Origin of the sequence: Pseudomonas fluorescens (assembly GCF_000730425.1) — a bacterium.
Taxonomy (GTDB): domain Bacteria; phylum Pseudomonadota; class Gammaproteobacteria; order Pseudomonadales; family Pseudomonadaceae; genus Aquipseudomonas; species Aquipseudomonas fluorescens_X.
The window spans coordinates 3401510-3424435 of sequence record NZ_CP008896.1; the positions used below are offsets into that span (position 1 = coordinate 3401510).

General features: G+C 61.2%; 21 protein-coding genes. 10 read left to right on the forward strand and 11 right to left on the reverse strand.

Going from position 1 to position 22926, the window contains the following annotated elements:
* The first annotated feature begins 217 nt into the window (after positions 1 to 217).
* Entirely contained in the window at positions 218 to 2401 is a 2184-nt protein-coding gene (yccS, locus tag HZ99_RS15195) for a YccS family putative transporter (protein ID WP_038444028.1), read from the forward strand.
* Between the two features lie 34 nt (positions 2402 to 2435).
* Here the strand turns inward: yccS and HZ99_RS15200 are convergent, their stop codons facing one another.
* Entirely contained in the window at positions 2436 to 3173 is a 738-nt protein-coding gene (locus HZ99_RS15200; protein WP_038444030.1) for a substrate-binding periplasmic protein, read from the reverse strand.
* Between the two features lie 255 nt (positions 3174 to 3428).
* Here HZ99_RS15200 and HZ99_RS15205 point away from each other — a divergent pair, with 255 nt between their 5' ends.
* Entirely contained in the window at positions 3429 to 3881 is a 453-nt protein-coding gene (locus HZ99_RS15205; RefSeq protein ID WP_038448086.1) for a GNAT family N-acetyltransferase, read from the forward strand.
* Positions 3882 to 3932: 51 nt separating this feature from the next.
* On the opposite strand, the gene HZ99_RS15210 is transcribed toward HZ99_RS15205, so the two are convergent.
* Genes HZ99_RS15210 through HZ99_RS15220 form a run of 3 tightly spaced genes read right to left on the reverse strand, consistent with a single transcriptional unit; the run spans position 3933 to position 6910 of the window.
* Positions 3933 to 4229 (reverse strand): winged helix-turn-helix domain-containing protein, encoded by a 297-nt coding sequence (locus HZ99_RS15210; protein WP_038444032.1) that lies wholly within the window; start codon positions 4227 to 4229, stop codon positions 3933 to 3935.
* A 17-nt stretch (positions 4230 to 4246) separates the two neighbouring features.
* Complete coding sequence (locus tag HZ99_RS15215; protein ID WP_038444034.1) at positions 4247 to 4747, reverse strand: M48 family metallopeptidase; 501 nt, start codon at positions 4745 to 4747, stop codon at positions 4247 to 4249.
* Positions 4748 to 4789: 42 nt separating this feature from the next.
* The gene (locus tag HZ99_RS15220; protein WP_038444036.1) at positions 4790 to 6910 is read right to left on the reverse strand and encodes a putative bifunctional diguanylate cyclase/phosphodiesterase; all 2121 of its coding nucleotides are present in this window, start codon (positions 6908 to 6910) and stop codon (positions 4790 to 4792) included.
* 317 nt (positions 6911 to 7227) lie between these two features.
* On the opposite strand from HZ99_RS15220, the gene HZ99_RS15225 reads away from it, so the two are divergent.
* Entirely contained in the window at positions 7228 to 7893 is a 666-nt protein-coding gene (locus HZ99_RS15225) for a polysaccharide lyase family 7 protein (protein ID WP_038444038.1), read from the forward strand.
* Positions 7894 to 8024: 131 nt separating this feature from the next.
* On the forward strand, positions 8025 to 9254 hold the full coding sequence (alr, locus tag HZ99_RS15230; protein ID WP_038444039.1) for an alanine racemase: 1230 nt from the start codon (positions 8025 to 8027) through the stop codon (positions 9252 to 9254).
* Positions 9255 to 9367: 113 nt separating this feature from the next.
* Here the strand turns inward: alr and fba are convergent, their stop codons facing one another.
* From fba to tkt, 6 genes are all read right to left on the reverse strand, one after another.
* A complete protein-coding gene (gene fba / locus HZ99_RS15235) occupies positions 9368 to 10432 on the reverse strand; it encodes a class II fructose-bisphosphate aldolase (protein ID WP_029297347.1) in 1065 nt (354 codons plus the stop codon).
* A gap of 249 nt (positions 10433 to 10681) precedes the next feature.
* Positions 10682 to 11017, reverse strand: a complete 336-nt coding sequence (locus HZ99_RS15240; protein ID WP_038444041.1) for an MliC family protein — start codon at positions 11015 to 11017, stop codon at positions 10682 to 10684.
* 60 nt (positions 11018 to 11077) lie between these two features.
* Positions 11078 to 11299, reverse strand: a complete 222-nt coding sequence (locus tag HZ99_RS15245; RefSeq protein WP_038444043.1) for a hypothetical protein — start codon at positions 11297 to 11299, stop codon at positions 11078 to 11080.
* Between the two features lie 29 nt (positions 11300 to 11328).
* Entirely contained in the window at positions 11329 to 12492 is a 1164-nt protein-coding gene (locus HZ99_RS15250) for a phosphoglycerate kinase (protein WP_038444044.1), read from the reverse strand.
* A gap of 17 nt (positions 12493 to 12509) precedes the next feature.
* The gene (epd, locus tag HZ99_RS15255) at positions 12510 to 13565 is read right to left on the reverse strand and encodes an erythrose-4-phosphate dehydrogenase (protein WP_038444046.1); all 1056 of its coding nucleotides are present in this window, start codon (positions 13563 to 13565) and stop codon (positions 12510 to 12512) included.
* Positions 13566 to 13707: 142 nt separating this feature from the next.
* Positions 13708 to 15705, reverse strand: a complete 1998-nt coding sequence (tkt, locus tag HZ99_RS15260) for a transketolase (RefSeq protein ID WP_038444049.1) — start codon at positions 15703 to 15705, stop codon at positions 13708 to 13710.
* Positions 15706 to 15965: 260 nt separating this feature from the next.
* On the opposite strand from tkt, the gene HZ99_RS15265 reads away from it, so the two are divergent.
* The 5 genes from HZ99_RS15265 (at position 15966) to HZ99_RS15285 (ending at position 21083) form a co-directional block, all read left to right on the forward strand.
* Entirely contained in the window at positions 15966 to 16961 is a 996-nt protein-coding gene (locus tag HZ99_RS15265; RefSeq protein ID WP_038444050.1) for an ArsR/SmtB family transcription factor, read from the forward strand.
* 19 nt (positions 16962 to 16980) lie between these two features.
* Positions 16981 to 18171 (forward strand): methionine adenosyltransferase, encoded by a 1191-nt coding sequence (gene metK, locus HZ99_RS15270; protein ID WP_038444052.1) that lies wholly within the window; start codon positions 16981 to 16983, stop codon positions 18169 to 18171.
* Between the two features lie 309 nt (positions 18172 to 18480).
* Positions 18481 to 18828, forward strand: a complete 348-nt coding sequence (locus tag HZ99_RS15275) for a DUF1090 family protein (protein ID WP_038444054.1) — start codon at positions 18481 to 18483, stop codon at positions 18826 to 18828.
* Between the two features lie 98 nt (positions 18829 to 18926).
* Positions 18927 to 20606 carry an NAD-dependent DNA ligase LigB gene (ligB, locus tag HZ99_RS15280; RefSeq protein ID WP_404942436.1) on the forward strand — a complete coding sequence of 560 codons (1680 nt, stop codon included), beginning with the start codon at positions 18927 to 18929 and terminating at the stop codon, positions 20604 to 20606.
* An 81-nt stretch (positions 20607 to 20687) separates the two neighbouring features.
* Positions 20688 to 21083, forward strand: a complete 396-nt coding sequence (locus tag HZ99_RS15285; protein WP_038444058.1) for a DUF1090 domain-containing protein — start codon at positions 20688 to 20690, stop codon at positions 21081 to 21083.
* Between the two features lie 27 nt (positions 21084 to 21110).
* Here HZ99_RS15285 and HZ99_RS15290 read toward each other — a convergent pair whose 3' ends face one another.
* A complete protein-coding gene (locus HZ99_RS15290) occupies positions 21111 to 21560 on the reverse strand; it encodes a c-type cytochrome (RefSeq protein WP_038444060.1) in 450 nt (149 codons plus the stop codon).
* Positions 21561 to 21687: 127 nt separating this feature from the next.
* Here HZ99_RS15290 and HZ99_RS15295 point away from each other — a divergent pair, with 127 nt between their 5' ends.
* Complete coding sequence (locus HZ99_RS15295) at positions 21688 to 22869, forward strand: murein transglycosylase A (protein ID WP_038444062.1); 1182 nt, start codon at positions 21688 to 21690, stop codon at positions 22867 to 22869.
* The last annotated feature ends 57 nt before the right edge of the window (positions 22870 to 22926 follow it).

The following is a 22926-nucleotide window of genomic DNA, read 5'->3' on the forward strand; positions in this document are numbered from 1 at the left end:
TGCATGTGACCACCTGTGGGAGCGGGCTTGCTCGCGAATGCGCAGTGTCAGTCAGCTCATTCAGCGACTGACACTGCGCATTCGCGAGCAAGCCCGCTCCCACATTTTGATTGGGGTGTGCCAAAACATTTTTTGCTTATGAATGTGATCGCCACGCTTGCCGTGGCGTCATTACTGGCTCAATTTAGCGGCATCGTCCCGGAAGACCCCAGACTTCATGTCCTCGACCTCGTTCAAGCAGTCCATGCGGCGCCTTTGGGCACTGGATAAGTTCAGTTACAGCGTACGGGTGTTTATCGCCCTCACCGGCAGCATGGCGCTGTGCTGGTATCAGGATGAAATGTCGCTGCTGATCCCGCTGTTCCTGGGGATTATCGCCAGCGCGCTGGCCGAGACTGACGACAGCTGGCAAGGCCGCCTCAACGCCCTGGCGGTGACGCTGGTGTGTTTCAGCGTGGCGGCGGTGTCGGTCGAGTTGCTGTTTCCCTACCCGTGGATTTTTGCCATCGCCATCGCCCTGGCAAGTTTCTGCCTGACCATGCTCGGCGCCCTGGGCGAGCGCTATGGGGCGATCGCCTCGGCGACCTTGATTCTGTCGGTCTACACCATGATCGGCGTGGATCAGCGCGGCGGCGCCGTCACCGATTTCTGGCACGAACCCTTGCTGCTGGTCGCCGGCGCCGCCTGGTATGGGGCGCTGTCGGTGCTGTGGCAGGCCATGTTTTCCAACCAACCGGTGCAACAGAGCCTGGCCCGGCTGTTTCGCGAGCTGGGGCGCTACCTCAAGCTCAAGTCATCGTTGTTCGAGCCTATTCGCCAACTGGACGTAGAAGCGCGGCGCCTGGAGCTGGCCCAACAAAATGGCCGGGTGGTAGCGGCGCTCAATGCCGCCAAGGAAATCATCCTGCATCGCGTGGGCAATGGCCGGCCGGGCTCCAAGGTCAGCCGCTACCTAAAACTGTACTTCCTGGCCCAGGACATCCACGAACGCGCCAGTTCCTCCCACTACCCCTACAACGCCCTGGCTGAAGCCTTCTTCCACAGCGACGTCCTGTTCCGCTGCCAACGCCTGCTGCGCCAGCAAGGCAAGGCCTGCCAGGCCCTCGCCGAGTCGATCCAGTTGCGCCAGCCGTTTGTCTATGACGACAGCTTCGCCGAAGCCCTGGGCGACCTGAATGCGTCCCTGGAACACCTGCGCATCCAGAGCAACCCAGCCTGGCGCGGCCTGCTGCGTTCGTTGCGAGCGCTGGCGGCCAACCTGTCGACCCTCGACCGCCTGCTCAGTGACGCCAGCAACCCCGACAGCCTGGCAGATGCCAGCGATAGCAGCCTGTTGGACCGTTCGCCGCGCAACCTCAAGGAAATGTGGACGCGCCTGCGCACCCAATTGACCCCGACCTCACTGCTGTTCCGCCACGCCCTGCGCCTGCCCCTGGCGCTGAGCGTCGGCTACGGCATGGTGCACTTGATCCACCCGTCCCAGGGCTACTGGATCATCCTCACCACCCTGTTCGTCTGCCAGCCCAACTACGGCGCCACGCGGCGCAAGCTCGGCCAGCGGATCGTCGGTACGGCCATCGGCCTGACGGTGGCCTGGGCGCTGTTCGATCTGTTCCCCAGCCCCCTGGTGCAGTCGATGTTCGCCATCGCCGCCGGGCTGGTGTTCTTTATCAATCGCACCACCCGCTACACCCTGGCCACCGCCGCCATTACCCTGATGGTGCTGTTCTGCTTCAACCAGGTGGGCGATGGCTACGGGCTGTTCCTGCCGCGCCTGTTCGATACCTTGCTGGGCAGCCTGATTGCCGGGCTGGCGGTATTCCTGTTCCTGCCGGACTGGCAAGGCCGGCGCCTGAACAAGGTGCTGGCCAACACCCTGACCTGCAACAGCATCTATTTGCGCCAGATCATGCAGCAATATGCGGCCGGCAAGAGCGACGACCTGGCCTACCGCCTGGCCCGGCGCAATGCCCACAACGCCGACGCCGCGCTGTCCACCACCCTGGCCAATATGCTGATGGAGCCGGGGCATTTCCGTAAGGAAGCCGACGTGGGCTTCCGCTTCCTGGTGCTGTCCCACACGTTACTCAGCTACCTCTCGGGGCTGGGCGCGCACCGCGACACCCAATTGCCGGCAGACGTACGTGAACAGCTGATCGAAGGCGCCGGCAAAACCCTCGCCACCAGCATCGACGAAATTGCCACGGGGCTGGCGAACAAACAGCCGATTGCGGTGCAGAGCGATACCGAGGAAGCGTTGGCGGTGGAGTTGGAGCAGATGCCGGATGAGATCGATGAGGCGCAGCGCCTGGTGCAGACACAGTTGGCCCTGATCTGCCGGCAGTTGGGGCCGTTGCGCACGTTGGCGGCGCATTTGATCAAGGAAACCAGTGCGGCTTAGGCCGCCATCGCAGCGATGGGGCCCTAAAGCGCCCCTACATCCCGTGCTGTTTCAGCAGTCGCGCATAACTGCCATCTGCCTTCATCCTGCTAATCTCCCGATCGAACCCGGCGACAATCTGCTCATGCCTGGGGTTTTTCAGGCTGACCAGAATATGCAGGCTGTTCTCACTCAAGGGCTTGGGCAGGAACTCCACCGCATTGCGCACCCTGGGTGACTCACGCCCCAAGTAATATCTGGCAACATATTCATCCTCCAGCGTCAGCCGCACGCGCCGGGCCGCGAGCATGCGCACGCCCATGGCGAAGTTATGCACCGGGACTTTTTGCAATTGGGGATCGGCATCGAAGCTCGCCGAATACGCGTAGCCACGTACGACGGCAATGGGATATGCGTGCAGTTGCTGCAGGTTCTGGAACTCGATGGGATCGTCGCGACGCTTGATAAACCGCACACGGTTGAGCAGGTATTCGGCGGAAAACTGCCCCAAGTGCGTGCGCGCTTCGTCATACCAGGCATTGATCAGCACGTCATAACGCCCGTCCCCCACGCCCATCAACGCCCGCGCCCAGGGCACCTGTTCGAAATCACTGGCAAAGCCGGCACGGGCCAGGGCGGTGCTGACGATATCGGTGGCCAGGCCGCCATTGATCAGGGTCGCATCGGTAAACGGCGGCCACGCGTCTGCCACCAGGCGCAAGCGTTCCGCCGCCGCCGTCGGGGCCAGCAACAGCAGTACAGGCAAAGCAACGGCACGAAACAATCGCAGCATGCTTGATGTCCTTGCGCAGCGGGCAGTTCCTTGCGGGCGATGACGCCTGGCAGGAATACTTCCAGGTTCTGACTGTAGCTTATCGCTCGCGATGTACCGCAGATTACACAAAGACGTCAGCCGCGAAAGCACTCAATGATAGCAAATTGACATTGCTCACAAAAAGGCGTGTTTCCGGCTGTTTACACCACCCCCCAAGACAGTCGGCGAGCATGGCATTACTATCCAAGGCTGGTCTTTATGCGAGATGGAATGATGACTGTCGATTGGGTTTGCAAGCACCACAATGATCTGGGCAAGGAGCAGCTCTACGCCATTTTGCGCCTGCGGGCCGAGGTGTTTGTGGTCGAGCAGAAATGCATTTACCAAGACATCGATGACCAGGACCTGGAGGGCGATACCCACCACCTGATGGCCTGGCAAGACAATCAACTGGTGGCCTACCTGCGCCTGCTGGATCCGGAGCTGCACGGCGGCGATGTGGTCATCGGCCGCGTGCTGGTGGCCGAGGTTGCCCGGGGCACCGGCCTGGGACACCAGATGTTGGAGGAAACCCTCAAGCAGATCGACGATCTCTGGCCGCAGACGCCGATCTTTCTCTCAGCCCAGGCGCATCTGCAGGGCTATTACGCACGATATGGGTTCAAGGTCGAGGGTGAGGAGTATCTGGAGGATGATATTCCACACATTGGTATGCGGCGCACTTGAGATCGCCATCGCGGGCAAGCCCGCGATGGCGTCAGACCCGCCAACCCAATTTCAGGGGTAGCCCAGCACCTGTTTGACCTGCACCAGGTTGCGCTCTATCCAGCCCCGATCAATCGCCCCCCAGTCGCGAATCCGATAGCGCCCGGCATGATTACGGGCGCCGTCTTCCTGCTCGAATTCGCAGACGATATCCAGGTCCGCCAACGCAGCGATGGTGTCCTGGGCCGTACGCCGGGGCATGCCGGTGACCTCGGTCAGGGCCGGGACACTGCTGGCCAACTGGCTATCAATCAGATACGCCACATACAGGCGGCGGTAGAAACTGCTCTTGGTCTTGCTCACATCCATGATCGATTGCCTTGTGATTAGGACTTGCCCTGCAAGTCCCGATAGGTCAGGTACACCCGCAGGTCAAACTCCACCTGGTGGTAGCCGGGCAACATGTATTCGCACAGTTTGTAGAACGCTTTGTTGTGGTCCGATTCCTTGAAGTGCGCCAGTTCGTGGACGACGATCATCTTCAGGAATTCCGGCGCCGCTTCCTTGAACAATGCCGCGATGCGGATCTCTTTCTTGGACTTGAGGTTGCCACCCTGCACCCGCGAGATGGTGGTGTGCAGCCCGAGGGCGCGGTGGGTCAGGTCCAGGCGGTTGTCGAACAGCACTTTGTCGATGGCCGGGGCATTACGCAGGTGCTCTTGTTTCAGGGCCAGGGCGTAGCTGTACAGCGCCTTGTCACTCTGCACCCCATGGCGCTCGGGGTAACGCTGGTGCAGGTAGTCGCCCAGTTGATCCTTGGCGATCAATTGGCGCACTTGCTCTTGCAGGGCGACAGGATAGGCCTGGAGGTATTTCAGTGCAGTCATGGGCTCGAACGGCAGGGGCGTGAGAGCGCCAGTGTAGCGAATTCAGCAAGGCCCTGCGCGCAGGGCAAACGGCTGTGGCCAGTGGGCAATGTCCTCGACCGTCAAGGGCTGGGCCACGAGCGGCCCCTGGATAAACTGGCAGCCATTGGCCTGTAGCCAGTGACATTGCTCAAGGGTTTCCACACCTTCGGCAATCACCAGCAAGCCGAAGTGCCCGCACAGTTCAATAATGCTGCGGGCCAGCGCCGCCTCCCGTGGCGAGCCAAGCACACGGGCAACCAGACCCGGGTCGAGTTTGAGCGTGTCGAATTCCAGGTCACGCAGATGCGCCAGGGAGCAACTGCCCGAGCCGAAGTCATCCAGGGCTATCCGCACACCCAGGCGCCGCAGCAGCTTGAGCTGCTTGGTGGACTCTTCAATATTGTGCATCAGGCTTTCTTCAGCGATTTCCACTTCCAGTTGCCGCCCCTGCAACCCATGTCGCTCCAGTGCCTGCTGCAGTTGAGCCACCAGGTTGGGCATATTGAACTGGCTGCTGCTCAGGCTCACGCTGAGCACCCAGTCGTCGCGCATGACCGGTGCCCAGGCCTGTCGCGCCAACGCCACCTGGTGGTAGATCCAACTGCTGAGCTGGCTGATCAGCCGCGCCTCTTCCAACAAGGGCAGGAACAGCCCAGGCGGCACATCGCCAACACTCGGATGCTGCCAGCGCAACAAGGCTTCGACCCCACGCAGGTGACCGTCCAGCAGGGACACCTGGGGCTGGTACACCAACGTCACCTGCTTGTTGTCGATGGCTTCGCGCACACTGCTTTCAAGCATCAGGCGCGAGCGGGCCCGGCCGTTCATTTCCTGATCGTAATAGCGATACTGCTGACGCCCTGCCCGCTTGGCTTCGTACATGGCGATATCGGCCGCGCGCAGCAGGCCGCTCAGGTCACGGCCGCAATCGGGGAAGGTGGCAATGCCGATACTGACCCCCAGCATCACCTCCAGGCCGTCCACCTGCTGGCAGATCGACACACGTTCGATCAACTGCTCGGCGAGCTTGGCAGCCTGCTCCGGGTACTCCAGTTCCAGCAATGCGACAAACTCATCGCCCCCCAAACGGCCAAGAATGTCACCACTGCGCAGGCACAGTTCCAATTGCTCCGAGACCCAGCGCAGCACCCGGTCACCGGCGTCGTGCCCCACCCAATCATTGACCCGCTTGAAGCCGTCCAGATCCATGTACAACAACACCGTGGCATGCTCGCTGCGCTCGTTGCGCAGCAGGGCCGTCTCCACGGTCTGGTAGAAGCCACGCCGGTTGAGCAAGCCGGTGAGCGGGTCGGTGACCGCCTGGAACTCCAGTTGCTGATGCAGGTGACGTACTTGCGACATGTCCTGCACGGTCACCACCATGGCCTTCTGCTCACGGGGCAAGGGCGCACAAGACATCGCCACCGGCAGTTGCTGGCCGGGCGCGGTGCGCAGGATCGCGTCATGCAGGCGCCAGGTCTCGCCACGACAGTATCCGGCGTACAGATCACAACTGGACCAGTCAGGCATATGGGGTTTTTGCAGGAAGCCCAGGAACCCCTGGCCTTGCAACTCGTCCACGGTGGCATTGAGCAGTCGCGAAATGGCCGGGTTGGCGTAGCTGATCACGCCGTCTTCGCCAACCACCAGGATGCCCTCGGCAGCGTTGTCGAGCACCGAGGCATTAAAGGCCCGGGCCAGTTCCAGGTCATGGCTCAAACGCTGCAACGCGCGCCGGTTGCGCTGATGCTCCAGCAAAGCCTGGACCTTGGGCTTGAGAATATGCGGGTCGAAGGGTTTGAACAGGTAGTCGATAGCGCCGCTGGCATACCCTTCCAGCACGGCAGCAGGTGATTGCTCATTGGCACTCAGGAAGATGATCGGGGTCATGCAGGTGCGCTGGCTGCCGCGCATCAACCGCGCTACCTCAAAGCCGTCCATGCCCGGCATCCGCACATCCAGCAGCACCAGGTCCACGTCACGTTCGAGCAACACCCCAAGGGCCTCCTCTCCGGAGGTCGCCGTCACCACCTGCCAGTCCTCGCGCTGCAGGAGCGCGCGCATGCTGATCAGGTTCTCCGGGTAGTCATCGACCACCAGGAGCACTGAACAGCCATCGGCCGGGGTTGGAGCACATTCCATGCTGCATCTCTTCCTTGAGGATTCGCTCCGGTCATTTTTGATATAAACCGGACGTTTAATGGGGAGTCACTCTAGCCTTGGATCCCATAAAGCAGAAGTCGCGGCAGCGCCATCATTTCCTCAAAGGCCACACAACCGACTAACGGTCAGCCCCTACAGCCCCCGGATTACGGGAAAGATGGCTTTTTGACAGACTATTGGCGCCAATAAAACACCTCAAAACCATTAACAAACAGTTACCAGCCGCTTATAAAGAACGCGCCAACCCTCGGGCCAAAGCCTTTTGACCCTTCTTTCGTACAGTAAAGGCGCACTCCATGATTGATCTGTCCACCTGGAACCTGAGCATCCCTGTTGGCACCCCGCCTGCCACCATCGACACTCCCAGACTGCTCAGTGGTTTCAATGGCAAATACTTCCAGGCCGAAGGCAGCAGCGTACAATTCTGGTCCCCCGTCACCGGCACCCGTACCGAAAACGCCATCTACCCGCGCAGCGAACTGCGCGAAACCTATGCCGATGGCCGGCTACGCAACTGGACTTACCCCGAAGCCGACAACTACCTGCGCGCCACCCTGGCCATCAACCAGGTGCCCTCTTCGGGCAAGATCGTGGTTGGCCAGATTCACGCATACGACAGCCAGAAACCGCTGGTCAAAGTCGAATACCAGTACAAGGAAAAAACCCAGACCGGCAACATCGTCGCCAAAGTGCGCATGCGTCCGGATGACAGCCAAAGCCGGGTGATTATCGTGGCCGAGAATGTGCCGCTGGAGAAAAACTTCACCTACGTCGTCCACCTGAACAAGGCCGGCCTGCTGCGCGTCGAAGCGGCCAGCGGGCAATGGAATGAACGCATCGGTGCCGCCTGGGGCAAAAAGCCGTTGTACTTCAAGGCCGGCGTGTATGTGCAGGACAACAGCGGCGACAGCAGGGAAGGCGGCAAAGTGACATTTGCCAAGCTGGATATCGACCACAACTGACAGTCTGATCATTCTCACGACGCTTTAGGACAGAACCGCGACCCTGGGTCTCGACTTTCCTGTAGGACAATTCGAGTATGGCGCCGCGCACACGCAATGCTTACCTATAAGAAAGTCATGGAGACCCACCGATGCCCTTCACTCGCACCCTCCTCGCCCTGTCCATGGGCATGGTCATGTTGCAAAACCCGGCCTTCGCTGCCCCGCCGTTGTCGATGACCGACGGGGTAGCCCAGGTCAATATCCAGGACAGCAACGCCTGGGTTGAGATCAGCAAAGCCGCGTTCGAACACAACATCCGCACCCTGCAAACCAGCCTCGCCGACAAATCGAAAATCTGCGCCGTGCTCAAGGCCGACGCCTACGGCCACGGCATTGGCCTGCTGATGCCATCGGTGATCAAGTTGGGCGTGCCTTGCGTGGGCGTGGCCAGCAATGAAGAAGCCCGCGTCGTGCGCGAAAGCGGCTTCAAGGGCCAACTGATCCGCGTACGCACTGCCGCCCTGAGCGAGTTGGAAGCGGCACTGCCGTACAACGTCGAAGAACTGGTGGGCAACCTCGACTTCGCCGTGCGCGCCAGCCTGATCGCCGAACATCATGGCCGCCCGCTGGTGGTACACCTGGGCCTGAACTCCAGCGGCATGAGCCGCAACGGCGTAGAGATGACCACCACCCAAGGTCGGCGCGATGCCGTGGCCATCACCCAGGTGCCGAACCTGCAAGTGAAGGCGATCATGACCCACTTCGCCGTCGAAGACGCCGCCGATGTGCGCGCCGGCCTCAAGGCCTTCAACGAACAGGCCAACTGGTTGATCAATGTCGCCCAACTGGATCGCAGCAAAATCACTCTGCACGCCGCCAACTCCTTCGCCACCCTGGAAGTGCCGGAGTCGCGCCTGGACATGGTACGCCCCGGCGGCCTGCTGTTTGGCGACACCGTGCCGTCGTTTACCGAATACAAGCGGGTGATGCAGTTCAAATCCCACGTGGCCTCGGTCAACAGCTACCCCAAGGGCAACACCGTCGGCTACGACCGCACCTACACCCTGGCGCGGGACTCGAAACTGGCCAACATCACCGTGGGTTACTCCGATGGTTATCGCCGGGCATTCACCAACAAAGGCATCGTGCTGATCAATGGGCATCGCGTGCCGGTGGTGGGCAAGGTGTCGATGAACACGCTGATGGTCGATGTGACCGACGTGCCGACCGTCAAAAGCGGGGATGAGGTGGTGTTGTTTGGCAAGCAGGGCAATGTGCAAACGACCCAGGCGGAGGTAGAGGATATCAATGGGGCGTTGTTGGCGGATTTGTATACGGTTTGGGGGAATTCAAACCCAAAAATACTGGTCGATAAATAAACCGAACACCCTCCAAATGTGGGAGCGGGCAAGCCCGCTCCCACATGAATGTATTTTCAAATCCCAGCCACAAAAAACCCGCATCGCTGCGGGTTTTTTATGAACGCCTGGGCTTAGTTCACCTTGGCGTTCAACTCACCTTTCAGATACCGCTGGTACATCGCTTCCAGCGACACCGGCTTGATCTTCGACGCATTGCCGGCAGTGCCGAACGCTTCGTAACGCGCGATACACACATCACGCATCGCCGTCACAGTAGCGCCGAAGAACTTACGCGGGTCGAACTCGCTCGGGTTGGTGGCCATCAGGCGACGCATCGCACCGGTGGAAGCCAGGCGCAGGTCGGTGTCGATGTTGACCTTGCGCACGCCGTGCTTGATGCCTTCGACGATTTCTTCAACCGGGACGCCGTAGGTTTCCTTGATGTCGCCGCCGTACTGGTTGATGATCGCCAGCCACTCTTGCGGTACCGAGGAAGAACCGTGCATCACCAGGTGGGTGTTGGGGATGCGCTTGTGGATTTCCTTGATGCGGTCGATAGCCAGCACGTCGCCGGTAGGCGGCTTGGTGAACTTGTAGGCGCCGTGGCTGGTACCGATGGCGATGGCCAGGGCATCGACCTGGGTACGCTTGACGAAATCCGCGGCTTCTTCAGGGTCGGTCAACATCTGGCTGTGATCCAGCACGCCTTCGGCGCCGATGCCGTCTTCTTCACCGGCCATGCCGGTTTCCAGGGAGCCCAGGCAACCCAGCTCGCCTTCTACCGAAACGCCGCAGGCGTGGGCCAGGGCAACCGTTTGTTGGGTGACGCGCACGTTGTAGTCGTAGTCGGTCGGGGTCTTGCCGTCTTCGCCCAGGGAGCCGTCCATCATCACCGAGCTGAAGCCCAGCTGGATCGAGCGCTGGCACACGTCAGGGCTGGTGCCGTGGTCCTGGTGCATGCACACCGGGATGTGCGGGAACTCTTCGATTGCCGCGAGGATCAGGTGACGCAGGAACGGCGCGCCGGCGTATTTGCGCGCACCGGCCGAAGCCTGGACGATCACTGGGGAGTCGGTCTTGTCAGCGGCTTCCATGATGGCGCGCATCTGCTCAAGGTTGTTGACGTTAAAGGCTGGAACGCCGTAGCCGAACTCGGCTGCGTGGTCCAGCATTTGACGCATGCTGATAAGTGCCATTGTCTCTCTCTCCCGGTCGAGGGTCGTTAATCGTGCAAGCCTGCCGTAGCGGCAGCTGCTATTCAAGTTATTGCAGATCAAGGGGTTGAGCCTTGCCTGCTGAATCGTTATTGCAGCGTACAGTTGGAACCGGACCGCATGTAGGAGCTGGCTTGCCTGCGATAGCTGTGGGTCAGTCAATATCTGTCTTGCTGACCCACCGCTTTCGCGGGCAAGCCCGCTCCTACATGAGATCTTCAGTGTTCTGTATTACTGGACCTTGCAGCCCCGGCCAATCAAATCGTCGGTGGCAACCCAATAAATCAGGCCTTCTTCACCTTTTGTGTGAAACGCCAACTGGTCATTGCTATACAGCGTACCGGAGGCCGCCACGTCTTCCTTGAGGCGATACACCTGATCGGAGCCGCCGAGGCGGACATCCACCTGCTTGCGGTCGCGGCCCACAAATCGCCAGTTCACCTGGGCCTGGCTGTCGCACACCCAGGTGGTCCAGGCGTCTTGCTGCGGCTCTGCCTTGTTGAACATGTTCAGGTTGGCACAACCGGCCAGTAGAGCCAGTGCTGCCAGGGCGATAACGCCTTTCATTGCCAATCCTCGAACGGCGGCCCGGGGCCGCCACTGCTGTCGGTTAGTGAATCAGACCCGTCAAGGGCAACCCTGTTCCTTGCCTTTGGGCGGGGAGTCATACTTCTCCAGCCCGTCGGGCCCTATGCGCTTGCTGATCACCGGCATGGTTTCAGCCTGCCAGTCGGCCTGGTAGCAGCCCGTGTTCGGCGCTGCCCCTGGGGCCTCTGACGGCGCCTTGGGCGCGCTGCCGCAGCCGGCCAACAGGCCTGCTGCAATCACCAGCGCGAATGGCTTGATCATGGGAATGCTCCTTTTCCAGGCCACAGGCCTCAGCCCTTGGCTCGACTTTCCAGCACTTCAACGGCTGGCAGCACCTTGCCTTCGACAAACTCAAGGAACGCGCCACCACCGGTAGAAATGTAGGAGATCTGCTCAGCGACGCCATATTTATCGATGGCCGCCAGGGTGTCGCCACCGCCGGCGATGGAGAACGCCGAGCTTTCGGCAATCGCCTTGGCCAGCACTTGGGTGCCGTTGCCGAACTGGTCGAACTCGAACACACCCACCGGGCCGTTCCACAGGATGGTCTGGGAGGCTTTCAGCAGTTCGGCGAAGTTCGCCGCAGTTTGCGGGCCGATATCCAGGATCATGTCGTCAGCCGCCACGTCGGCAATCAGCTTGACGGTCGCTTCAGCGCTTTCGGCGAATTCCTTGGCCACCACGACGTCCACCGGCAAGGGCACGCTGACCTTGGCCGCGATGGCGCGGGCGGTGTCCAGCAGGTCCGGTTCGTACAGCGACTTGCCTACCGGATGGCCAGCCGCCGCCAGGAAGGTGTTGGCAATGCCGCCGCCGACGATCAGTTGGTTGCAGATCTGGCTCAGGCTGTTGAGCACATCCAGCTTGGTCGACACTTTGGAGCCCGCCACGATGGCGGCCATTGGCTGGGCCGGTGCGCCCAGGGCCTTGCCCAGTGCCTCCAGCTCGGCAGCCAGCAACGGGCCAGCAGCGGCAACCTTGGCGAACTTGGCGACGCCATGGGTCGAACCCTCGGCGCGGTGTGCAGTACCGAACGCATCCATCACGAACACGTCGCATAGCGCCGCATATTGCTGGGCCAGTTCGTCGCTGTTCTTTTTCTCGCCCTTGTTGAAGCGCACGTTTTCAAACAGCACGATATCGCCGGCCTTGACGTCGACACCGCCCAGGTAATCCGCCACCAGCGGCACTTCACGGCCCAGGGCCTTGCTCAGGTAATCGGCTACAGGCTTAAGGCTGTTTTCGGCGGAGAACTCACCCTCGGTCGGACGACCCAGGTGGGAGCAGACCATCACGGCCGCACCTTTTTCCAGGGCCAGCTTGATGGTCGGCAGCGAAGCAAGGATTCGCGCATCGCTGGTGACTACACCGTCCTTGACTGGAACGTTGAGGTCTTCGCGGATCAGTACGCGCTTACCTTGCAGATCGAGGTCGGTCATCTTCAACACGGTCATGGGTTGCAGTTCCTGAATTACTGTTGAGGTTGTTTAGTGGCAATGTGCAGATAGTGCTCTGCTACGTCGAGCATGCGGTTGGCAAAGCCCCATTCGTTATCGAACCAGGCCAGGATATTCACCAGCCTTGGCCCGGAAACACGGGTCTGGCTGGCATCCACGATGGCCGAATGCGGGTCGTGGTTGAAATCACAACTGGCGTGCGGCAACTCGGTGTAGGCCAACAGACCTTTGAGCGGGCCACGGGTGGCGGCCTCGCGCAGGATCCGGTTGACCTCGCCTGCGTCGGTATCGCTGACGGTCTGCATCGTGATATCCAGGCACGACACGTTCACCGTCGGCACGCGCACTGCTTTGGCCTGGATTCGCCCGGCAAGTTCCGGCAGCAGGCGCTCAATACCGCGGGCCAGGCCAGTGGACACCGGGATCACCGACTGGAACGCCGAACGGGTGCGGCGCAAGTCTTCATGGTGGTAGGCGTCGATCACCGGCTGGTCATTCATCGCCGAATGGATGGTGGTGATCGACACATATTCCAGGCCAATCGCCTGGTCCAGCAGGCGCAACAGCGGCACGCCGCAGTTGGTGGTGCAGGAGGCGTTGGACACCAGCAACTCGTCACCGCTCAGGCAGTCCTGATTGACGCCGTAGACAATGGTAGCGTCGACATCCGCCTCGCTGGCCATCGGCTGGGAAAACAGCACGCGCGGCGCGCCGGCGTCGAGGAACCGCTGGCCATCGGCACGGGTGTGATAAGCGCCGGAGCATTCCAACACCAGGTCGACGCCCAGCGCCGCCCAGTCGATGCCCTCGGGCGTGGCACTGCGCAAAACCTTCACGCAGTTGCCATTGATATGCAGACAATCGCCGTCGACCCGCACTTCGCCGGGGAACCGGCCGTGGGTGGAGTCGAAGCGAGTCAGGTATTCGATGCTGGCCATGTCTGCCAGATCGTTGATTGCCACAATTTCAAACCCGGCCGCCGCCCCTCGCTCGAACAGCGCACGCAAGACGCAACGACCAATGCGGCCGTAGCCGTTGAGTGCAACTTTGTAGGGACGGGGTTGAGGCATGGGGTTCTCGATTACCTTGGGTAATAGGGTGAATGTGCCGCCGCCTTCGCGAGCAAGCCCGCACCCACAGTTGAAATGCATTCCAAATGTGGGAGCGGGCTTGTTCGCGAAGGCGTCAGTACAGCTACCCCAATCTACAGCCTTAGTCTTCCAACAGCTCTTCAGCCTGACCCAGGATGTTTTCCAGGGTGAAGCCGAACTCTTCGAACAACGCTGGCGCCGGTGCCGACTCACCATAGGTGGTCATGCCGATCACGCGGCCTTCCAGGCCCACGTATTTGTACCAGTAGTCAGCGTGAGCCGCTTCGATGGCGATACGCGCACTGACCTGCAACGGCAACACCGATTGCTTGTAGTCCGCGTCCTGGGCTTCGAACACACTGGTGCATGGCATGGACACAACACGCACATTGCGGCCCTGGGCAGTCAGCTTGTCGTAGGCCTGAACGGTCAGGCCCACTTCGGAACCGGTGGAGATCAGGATCAGCTCCGGCTCGCCGATGCAGTCCTTGAGCACGTAGCCACCACGGCTGATAGCCGCGATCTGCGCGTCAGTACGCACCTGGTGCTGCAGGTTCTGACGCGAGAAGATCAACGCCGTAGGGCCGTCCTTGCGCTCGATCGCATGCTTCCAGGCCACGGCCGATTCGACCGCATCCGATGGACGCCAGGTGTCCAGGTTCGGCGTGGTGCGCAGGCTGGTCAGTTGTTCGACCGGCTGGTGCGTCGGGCCGTCTTCGCCCAGGCCGATGGAGTCGTGGGTGTAGACATGGATCACGCGTTTTTTCATCAGCGCCGCCATGCGTACCGCATTGCGTGCGTATTCCATGAACATCAGGAAGGTCGCGCCGTAAGGCACCAGGCCGCCGTGCAGGGCAACGCCGTTCATGATGGCGCTCATGCCAAACTCGCGCACGCCGTAGTACATGTAGTTGCCGCTGGCGTCCTCTGCCGAGACACCTTTGCAGCCTTTCCACAGGGTCAGGTTGGAGCCGGCCAGGTCAGCGGAGCCTCCGAGCACTTCCGGCAACAGCGGGCCGAACGCATTGAGGGCGTTCTGGCTGGCTTTACGGCTGGCGATGGTCTCGCCCTTGGCCGCGACTTCGGCAATGTAGGCCGAGGCTTTTTCCGAGAAGTCGGCAGGCAGGTCGCCGGCCAGGCGGCGTACCAGTTCGTTGGCCAGTTCAGGGAACTCGGCGGAGTAGGCCGCAAAACGCTGGTCCCACTCGGCTTCAACGGCACGGCCGGCGTCCTTGGCGTCCCACTCGGCGTAGATATCAGCCGGGATTTCGAACGGGCCGTGGTTCCACTTCAGCGCTTCGCGGGTCAGGGCGATTTCCGCGTCCCCCAGTGGGGCGCCGTGGCTATCTTCCTTGCCTTGCTTGTTCGGCGAGCCGAAGCCGATGGTGGTCTTGCAGCAGATCAGGGTCGGCTGCTCGCTTTTGCGCGCGGTCTCGATGGCGGTCTTGATCTCTTCCGGATCGTGGCCATCAACGTTGCGGATCACCTGCCAGTTGTAGGCTTCGAAGCGCTTTGGCGTGTCATCGGTGAACCAGCCTTCGACTTCGCCGTCGATGGAGATGCCGTTGTCATCGTAGAAGGCAATCAGCTTGCCCAGGCCCAGGGTGCCGGCCAGGGAGCTGACTTCATGGGAAATGCCTTCCATCATGCAGCCATCGCCCAGGAACACATAGGTGTGGTGATCGACAACATTATGGCCCGGACGGTTGAACTGCGCCGCCAGGACTTTTTCCGCCAGGGCAAAACCCACGGCGTTGGCCAGGCCTTGGCCCAGGGGACCGGTGGTGGTTTCCACGCCTGGGGTGTAGCCGAATTCCGGGTGGCCCGGGGTGCGGCTGTGCAGTTGGCGGAACTGCTTGAGGTCGTCGATGGACAGGTCATAGCCGGTCAGGTGCAGCAACGAATAGATCAGCATCGAGCCATGGCCGTTGGACAGCACGAAGCGGTCACGATCGGCAAACGATGGATTGCTCGGGTTGTGCTTCAGGTAGTCACGCCAAAGTACCTCGGCGATATCCGCCATGCCCATCGGGGCACCGGGATGGCCGCTGTTGGCTTTTTGCACGGCATCCATGCTGAGGGCACGAATGGCGTTGGCACGCTCACGACGGCTGGGCATCGCTGATCTCCTGGGGGTTGAATAAAAGAAACGGAAAAAAGGACCGGCATTTTCCCTCAGCCAAGGCCTCAGGGGCAATGACAGATACCGACTTATGCAGGTTTTTCCTGTGGTTTGGACTGCATTGACGGCAAGAACACTTCCCGCCGTTCGTCTAAAGGTTATAGCGCTCACTTATAACCCCCCATTCTCGACCAATATCAAAACTTTTTGATATTGGCCTTGCGGGGATTTGACCTCAACACTAGACTGCTGGCCTTATGAACTTACCTGCGCCTTCCATTCGCCTCGACGACTGCGATGAACTGGCGGCCCTGTGCAAGGCCGGCGGTGATCCGCTGCGCCTGAATGTACTGCGCGCCCTGGCCAACGACTCGTTTGGCGTGCTGGAACTGGCGCGGATCTTTGCCATTGGCCAGTCCGGCATGAGCCACCATTTGAAGGTGCTGGCCCAGGCCGACCTGGTGGCCACCCGCCGTGAAGGCAATGCGATTTTTTACCGTCGCGCCCTGCCCCACACCGATTTGCTGGGAGGCAAGCTGCACGCTGCATTGCTCGAAGAAGTGGACAACCTGACGCTGCCGGCTGACGTGCAGTCGCGGATCGCTCAAGTCCACGGGCAACGTGCCGCTGCCAGCCAGGACTTTTTCTCACGGGTGGCGGACAAGTTCCGCGCCCAGCAGGACCTGATTGCCGGGTTGGCGCAATACCGCGAAAGCGTGCTGGCACTGCTCGACAAACTGGGCTTCGACCCAGGCGCCACGGCGCTGGAAGTCGGCCCGGGCGATGGCGGGTTCCTGCCGGACCTGGCACGACGCTTCCATCAAGTGACGGCGCTGGACAACAGCCCGGCCATGCTGGAACTGGCGCGCCAGCTCTGCGCGCGCGAGCACTTGGGCAACGTCAGCCTACGGCTGGCCGATGCCTTGGACGATGCAGGGCTGCAGGCCGACTGCGTGGTGCTGAACATGGTCTTGCACCATTTCGCCGCCCCGGCCGATGCCCTCAAGCAAATGGCCGGTTTGCTGCAACCGGGCGGCAGTCTGTTGGTAACCGATTTATGCAGCCACAACCAGAGTTGGGCCAGGGAGGCCTGCGGTGATCTATGGTTGGGGTTTGAACAGGACGATCTGGCCCGTTGGGCCACCGCTGCGGGACTCGTTCCCGGGGAAAGCCTCTATGTAGGCTTACGTAATGGTTTCCAGATTCAGGTCCGCCACTTTCAGCGGCCATCTGGCGACACTCACCATCGGTAAATATCAGGAAAACATCGAGATGAGCGAATATTCCCTTTTCACCTCCGAGTCCGTGTCTGAAGGGCATCCGGACAAAATCGCCGACCAGATTTCTGATGCGGTGCTGGACGCCATCATTGCTGAAGACAAGTTCGCCCGCGTAGCGTGCGAGACGCTGGTGAAAACGGGCGTGGCGATCATCGCCGGTGAAGTCACCACCTCGGCCTGGGTCGACCTGGAGCAGATCGTCCGTGATGTGATCACCGACATCGGCTACACCAGCTCCGACGTCGGCTTCGACGGCGCGACCTGCGGCGTGATGAACATCATTGGCAAGCAGTCGCCCGACATCAACCAGGGTGTCGACCGTGCCAAGCCGGAAGACCAGGGCGCCGGCGACCAGGGCCTGATGTTCGGCTACGCCAGCAACGAAACCGCCGTGCTGATGCCCGCGCCGATCACCTTCTCCCACCAGTTGGTCAAGCGCCAGGCCGAAGCCCGCAAATCCGGCCTGCTGCCCTGGTTGCGCCCGGATGCCAAGTCCCAGGTGACCTGCCGTTACGAAGGCGGCAAAGTCGTGGGCATCGACGCCGTGGTGCTGTCGACCCAGCACAATCCGGAAGTCTCCTACAAAGACCTGCGCGAAGGCGTGATGGAACTGATCGTCAAGCACGTGTTGCCTGCCGAACTGCTGACCAAGGACACCCAGTTCCACATCAACCCTACCGGCCAGTTCATCATTGGCGGCCCTGTGGGCGACTGCGGCCTGACCGGGCGCAAGATCATCGTCGATAGCTACGGCGGCATGGCCCGTCACGGCGGCGGCGCGTTCTCCGGCAAGGATCCCTCCAAGGTTGACCGCTCGGCAGCCTATGCCGGTCGTTATGTGGCCAAGAACATCGTCGCTGCCGGCCTGGCCGAACGCTGTGAGATTCAGGTGTCCTACGCCATTGGCGTGGCCCAGCCTACCTCGATCTCGCTGAATACCTTCGGTACCGGCAAGATCAGCGACGACAAGATCGTCAAGCTGGTGCGTGAGATCTTCGACCTGCGCCCGTACGCAATCACCACCATGCTCGACCTGCTGCACCCGATGTACCAGGAAACGGCGGCCTACGGCCACTTCGGCCGCACCCCAGAACAGAAGACTGTCGGCGACGACACCTTCACCACGTTCACCTGGGAAAAAACCGACCGCGCCGACGACCTGCGTACCGCCGCCGGCCTGTAAGCACTGCCTGTAGTCCCCAAGGCCCCGCCGGGTTTTCCCGGCGGGGCTTTTTATCGCCTGCTCTGTAGGAGCGAGCTTGCTCGCGAAAACCGCCAGACCCCCGCGAAGCACCAGGTTTCCCGCGTTATCGTTGACGCCTATGCGGACAAGCTATTGGCTACACGTTTAAATTTATTGGATCCAAACCTTGCAGGCAAAATGATGGCCCACTAGAATCCGCGCCCTCCCGAGCGTTCAACCCCATTGGATATTGCATTGCGCCAGCTCGGGACAGCCAAGTGCGCAGGCAATCGAACATTGAGGTTTTTCATGCGTATTTCCACCTTCGCCCCTGCCGCCGTCCTGTTCAGCCTGTTCGCCCTGCCAGTGCAAGCCGCTGACCTGAGCGGCCTGACGGGCGCCCTGACCTCCCAACTGGGCGGCGCTTCGGGCAACTGCGAAAAACAGAGCCAGGAACTGCAAGCCAAGGTAGATGCCGCCAAAGCCAACGGCGAAGACCTGAAAGTGAAGGCCATGCAGGCTGCACTGGACCAAGTTAACAAAGGTTGCAAAAAAGTCGGCGAGTCCCAAGGCAAACTCGACGACGCCTCGCAAAAGCAGCAGGCCAAGGCAGACAGCAACGATACCGTGAAAGCCCTGGGCGGTCTGTTCAAGTAAGCAGAAACACCCGGTAAAAAGCCTCGCGCCTGCGGGGCTTTTTTATGGGCGTTTGCTTGCTTTAGGCTGGGCGCCCCTTCAGAGCAAGGATGCTCATGATGACGCCACGCCTGCTGACCTACCTGTTATCGATGTTCTTCCCTCTCGTCGCCTGGGCGCAGGGCTGTCCGGACTGGCCAGCCGACAAGGCCCAGGACGAAATCACTGCCCTGCAACGGCAAATCGGGCTGTGGGACGACAGCTACCATCGGCTCGGCCAATCCCTGATCAGCGACGAGCTCTACGACCAGGCCCGCATGCGCCTGGAGCAATGGCGGGGTTGTTTTGCACAAACAGCGCCCATTGTCGACAACCCACTGTCCAGTGCACGGGGCACCGTCGCCCACCCAGTTGCGCACACTGGCCTTGAGAAACTGATTAACGACCGCCTCGTGGAAGACTGGATCCGTACACGTAGCGACCTGTGGATACAACCCAAGGTCGATGGTGTGGCCGTGACCCTGGTCTATCGCGGGGGCCGCCTGGCCCAGGTCATCAGTCGCGGCGACGGCCTGTTCGGCCAGGACTGGACGGCCTCGGCCCGCAGGATCCCCGGCATCGTGCAACAGCTGCCCGAGGCGATCGACCTGCTCTTGCAGGGCGAGCTGTACTGGCGTCTGGACGCCCATATACAAGGGGAAACAGGCGGCATGAATGCCCGCAGCAAAGTCTCCGGGCTGATGAACCGTCAACAACTGAGTGACGCTGACGCAGCAGGTATCGGCCTGTTTGTCTGGGCCTGGCCCCAAGGCCCGGCGGACCTCAAGCAACAGTTGGACAACCTAGCACGCTGGGGCTTTGGCGACAGCCAGCGCTACAGCCAGCCCATCGACAACTTCGAGCAGGCGCGGCACTGGCGCATGTTCTGGCACAGGCACCCATTGCCCTTCGCCACCGATGGCGTGGTGCTGCATCAAAGCCAGCGCGCACCGGCCCAACGCTGGCAGGCCAGTACGCCGTACTGGGCTGTTGCCTGGAAGTACCCGGTCGTCAAGGCCCTGGCCCATGTACGCCAGGTGCAGTTCAAGATCGGCCGCACCGGCCGCATCACCCCGATCCTGGAACTGGACCCGGTGCTGCTCGATGACCGCCAGATCAAGCGAGTCAGCATCGGCTCCTTGAAGCGCTGGCAGGAACTGGATGTCCGCCCCGGCGACCAGGTGTCGATCAGCCTCGCCGGCCAGGTGATTCCACAGCTCGACCAGGTCATCCTGCGTAGCCACCCACGGGTCGATGTCGAGGTGCCGCAAGCGAGCAATTTCCACCACCTGAGCTGCTGGCAACTGGCCCCGGCCTGCGAGGAGCAACTGCTGGCCCGGCTGACGTGGCTCAGTGGCAAGCAAGGGCTGGACCTGCCACACATTGGGCGCGAGACCTGGAACAGCTTGATCCAGGCCGGTCAAATCAGCGGTTTGGTGGATTGGTTGAACCTTGATGAGGCAGAGCTTGCTACCATTGACGGATTCGGCGAGCGCAGCAGTGCACGCCTTTTGGCGGGCCTGCGAACCGCGCGCCAACGACCGTTCGCTCAATGGTTGATGGCGCTGGGTGTTCCACCTACGGCCCGCAATGACCTCACGGGCGGCTGGCCTGCCCTGGCCGCCCGTGACACACAAGCCTGGCAGGCCGAAGCAGGAATCGGCCCGGGACGCGCAGCGCAGTTGAGCGCCTTTTTTCGCGACCCCCAAGTGGTGGCCATCAGTGAAACCCTACGGGCCGCCGGGATAGACGGCTTTTAGACCCGGGCCAGTTACATTAACCGGTGTCGGCAGAAATCATCCTGCCCACCTGACAGCGATCTTGTTTACTTTGGAGTTTCCATGAAATTTCTTGCACCGCTTGCCCTGTTGACCGTCACCAGCTTCTTCACCACACCCTTGCTGGCTGCCGACACAGCACCGCAACTGACCGGCTGCGCCGCCAAGCGCCAGGCCATCAGCCAGCAGATCGAACAAGCCAAGGCCCACGGCAACAGTGAGCAACAAGCCGGCCTGGAAAAAGCCTTGAGCGAAGTCACTGCCCACTGCACCGACGCCTCCCTGAAAAAGGAACGCGAAAACAAGGTGCTGGATGCCAAGCACGAGGTCAGCCGCCGTCAGGCCGACCTCGACAAGGCCATGAAAAAGGGCGATTCCGAGAAGATCAACAAACGTAAAGACAAGCTCGCCGAGTCCCGCAAAGAACTGCAACAAGCCCTGGACGAGCTGGATAAGTAAGGCGCGCGCGCCCTTGCCCACTCAGGCTCAATGATCGCGAAACTGCTTATGACAGGCGCTGCAGGCATCTTCGACTTTCTGTACGGCCGGCCCCAGGTTACTGGCCCTGTATGGCTGAACCTGGCTGGCGATCACCAATTCACCGGTGGCCGCCTCAAGGTTGCGCGCCATTTCCTGGAACTGGGCCTGTTTCTGCCATACATCGTCCTTGGCGCTGGTGTGGTCTTCTTCGCGCACCGTTGGAAAGTGCTTCCACGGCTCATGGGACAGGGTGTCGAGCTTGACCGCACCCTCGGCAAATTTCGCCCCGTCGAACGGGATACGACCACGCAGCATGCCGCCCAGGTCTTCACCGGTCTTGAGCATCTGCTTGAAGATGGCCTTGCGCTGGCCCAATGGCGAGTTCGGATCAACACCGCCGCAGGCGGTCAGCGTCAGACAGGCCAGCAATACAACAGTCAGTTTTTTAAAAGTCATGGTGGCTCAGGGTCACGGGAAACGGCGGCCAGTATCCTCGCCCCGCCCGCAAAGACCAATAGCCCTATTAATAATATGGATGCTTGCGCCGCAACCTGCGCGGGCAATCGCCTTGGGAATTACCTGCATGAATAAGCTATTGAACCCCTGGAACCGCCGACTGGCGTGGGCCCTGCCAATGATCGCGCTGCTCGCCGGATGCGACGGCGGTAACGCCCCTGCCCCTAAGCCGGAGCCCGAAAAACCCCACGCCGTGGCGACCTATGTCAGCGCCACCTGGGAAGCCCTGCCAGCGGTTTCGGACAACGACCTGCAAGCAGGCTTCGAATCCTGGCGCAGTGCCTGCCAACGCCTGAAGAATGATCCCGTGTGGGGCACCACCTGCGCAGCAGCGGCCAATGTACCGGGCAATGCCGGTGATATCCGTGGCTTCCTCAAGCAGCAGTTGGACGTCTATGGCTTGCGCTCGGCGGACAACACACCCAACGGCCTGATCACCGGCTACTACGAGCCGGTCTATCCAGGCAGCCTCACCGAAACCAAGACCGCCCATGTGCCCGTGTTTGGCGTGCCGGACGACCTGATCATCGTCAACCTGGAAAGCATCTACCCCGAACTCAAGGGCAAGCGCCTGCGCGGGCGCCTGGAAGGCCGAGTCCTCAAGCCCTATGACGATGCTGGCACTATCAACCAGCAAGGCTCCAGTGCCAAGCCTATTGCCTGGCTGACCCAGCCGATGGACCTGCAATTCCTGCAAATCCAGGGCTCGGGCCGCATCCAACTGGCTGATGGTCGCCAATTGCGTGTGGGCTATGCCGACCAGAACGGCTTCCCTTATCGCCCTATCGGCCGCTGGCTGGTGGAACAAGGCGAGTTGAAGAAAGAAGAGGTCAGCATGGGCGCGATCAGTACCTGGGCCAAGGCGCACCCAGAACGGATCCCGGAATTGTTGGCGAGCAACCCCAGCTACGTCTTCTTCAGCACCCGGCCCGACAGCAATGAAGGCCCGCGCGGCTCGCTGAACGTGCCGCTGACCGCAGGCTACAGCGTGGCAGTGGACCGCAAGGTGATCCCACTGGGCAGCCTGTTGTGGCTGTCGACGACCCGGCCCGATGGCTCGCCCGTCGTACGACCGGTAGCGGCCCAGGATACGGGAGGGGCGATTGTCGGCGAGGTGCGCGCAGACCTGTTCTGGGGCACGGGTGATGCCGCCGGCGAGTTGGCCGGGAACATGAAACAGCAGGGCCAGATATGGATGTTGTGGCCCAAGGGTGCAGCGCTGCCCAAAGTGCCGGATGCCCCTTTGTAGAAACTGGCTTGCCAGCGGTGACGCCAGCACCTGCGCCAGAGATGCTGGATGTGACAC

Coding starts and splice junctions, on each gene's coding strand:
- HZ99_RS15200 (WP_038444030.1), bottom strand. CDS start 3,173: ATGCTGCGATTGTTTCGTGCCGTTGCTTTGCCTGTACTGCTGTTGCTG.
- HZ99_RS15215 (WP_038444034.1), bottom strand. CDS start 4,747: ATGACTGCACTGAAATACCTCCAGGCCTATCCTGTCGCCCTGCAAGAG.
- ligB (WP_404942436.1), top strand. CDS start 18,927: ATGACGCCACGCCTGCTGACCTACCTGTTATCGATGTTCTTCCCTCTC.
- HZ99_RS15285 (WP_038444058.1), top strand. CDS start 20,688: ATGAAATTTCTTGCACCGCTTGCCCTGTTGACCGTCACCAGCTTCTTC.
- fba (WP_029297347.1), bottom strand. CDS start 10,432: ATGGCACTTATCAGCATGCGTCAAATGCTGGACCACGCAGCCGAGTTC.
- HZ99_RS15250 (WP_038444044.1), bottom strand. CDS start 12,492: ATGACCGTGTTGAAGATGACCGACCTCGATCTGCAAGGTAAGCGCGTA.
- epd (WP_038444046.1), bottom strand. CDS start 13,565: ATGCCTCAACCCCGTCCCTACAAAGTTGCACTCAACGGCTACGGCCGC.
- HZ99_RS15275 (WP_038444054.1), top strand. CDS start 18,481: ATGCGTATTTCCACCTTCGCCCCTGCCGCCGTCCTGTTCAGCCTGTTC.
- HZ99_RS15290 (WP_038444060.1), bottom strand. CDS start 21,560: ATGACTTTTAAAAAACTGACTGTTGTATTGCTGGCCTGTCTGACGCTG.
- yccS (WP_038444028.1), top strand. CDS start 218: ATGTCCTCGACCTCGTTCAAGCAGTCCATGCGGCGCCTTTGGGCACTG.
- HZ99_RS15240 (WP_038444041.1), bottom strand. CDS start 11,017: ATGAAAGGCGTTATCGCCCTGGCAGCACTGGCTCTACTGGCCGGTTGT.
- HZ99_RS15245 (WP_038444043.1), bottom strand. CDS start 11,299: ATGATCAAGCCATTCGCGCTGGTGATTGCAGCAGGCCTGTTGGCCGGC.
- alr (WP_038444039.1), top strand. CDS start 8,025: ATGCCCTTCACTCGCACCCTCCTCGCCCTGTCCATGGGCATGGTCATG.
- metK (WP_038444052.1), top strand. CDS start 16,981: ATGAGCGAATATTCCCTTTTCACCTCCGAGTCCGTGTCTGAAGGGCAT.
- HZ99_RS15265 (WP_038444050.1), top strand. CDS start 15,966: ATGAACTTACCTGCGCCTTCCATTCGCCTCGACGACTGCGATGAACTG.
- HZ99_RS15220 (WP_038444036.1), bottom strand. CDS start 6,910: ATGGAATGTGCTCCAACCCCGGCCGATGGCTGTTCAGTGCTCCTGGTG.
- HZ99_RS15205 (WP_038448086.1), top strand. CDS start 3,429: ATGACTGTCGATTGGGTTTGCAAGCACCACAATGATCTGGGCAAGGAG.
- HZ99_RS15210 (WP_038444032.1), bottom strand. CDS start 4,229: ATGGATGTGAGCAAGACCAAGAGCAGTTTCTACCGCCGCCTGTATGTG.
- HZ99_RS15295 (WP_038444062.1), top strand. CDS start 21,688: ATGAATAAGCTATTGAACCCCTGGAACCGCCGACTGGCGTGGGCCCTG.
- HZ99_RS15225 (WP_038444038.1), top strand. CDS start 7,228: ATGATTGATCTGTCCACCTGGAACCTGAGCATCCCTGTTGGCACCCCG.
- tkt (WP_038444049.1), bottom strand. CDS start 15,705: ATGCCCAGCCGTCGTGAGCGTGCCAACGCCATTCGTGCCCTCAGCATG.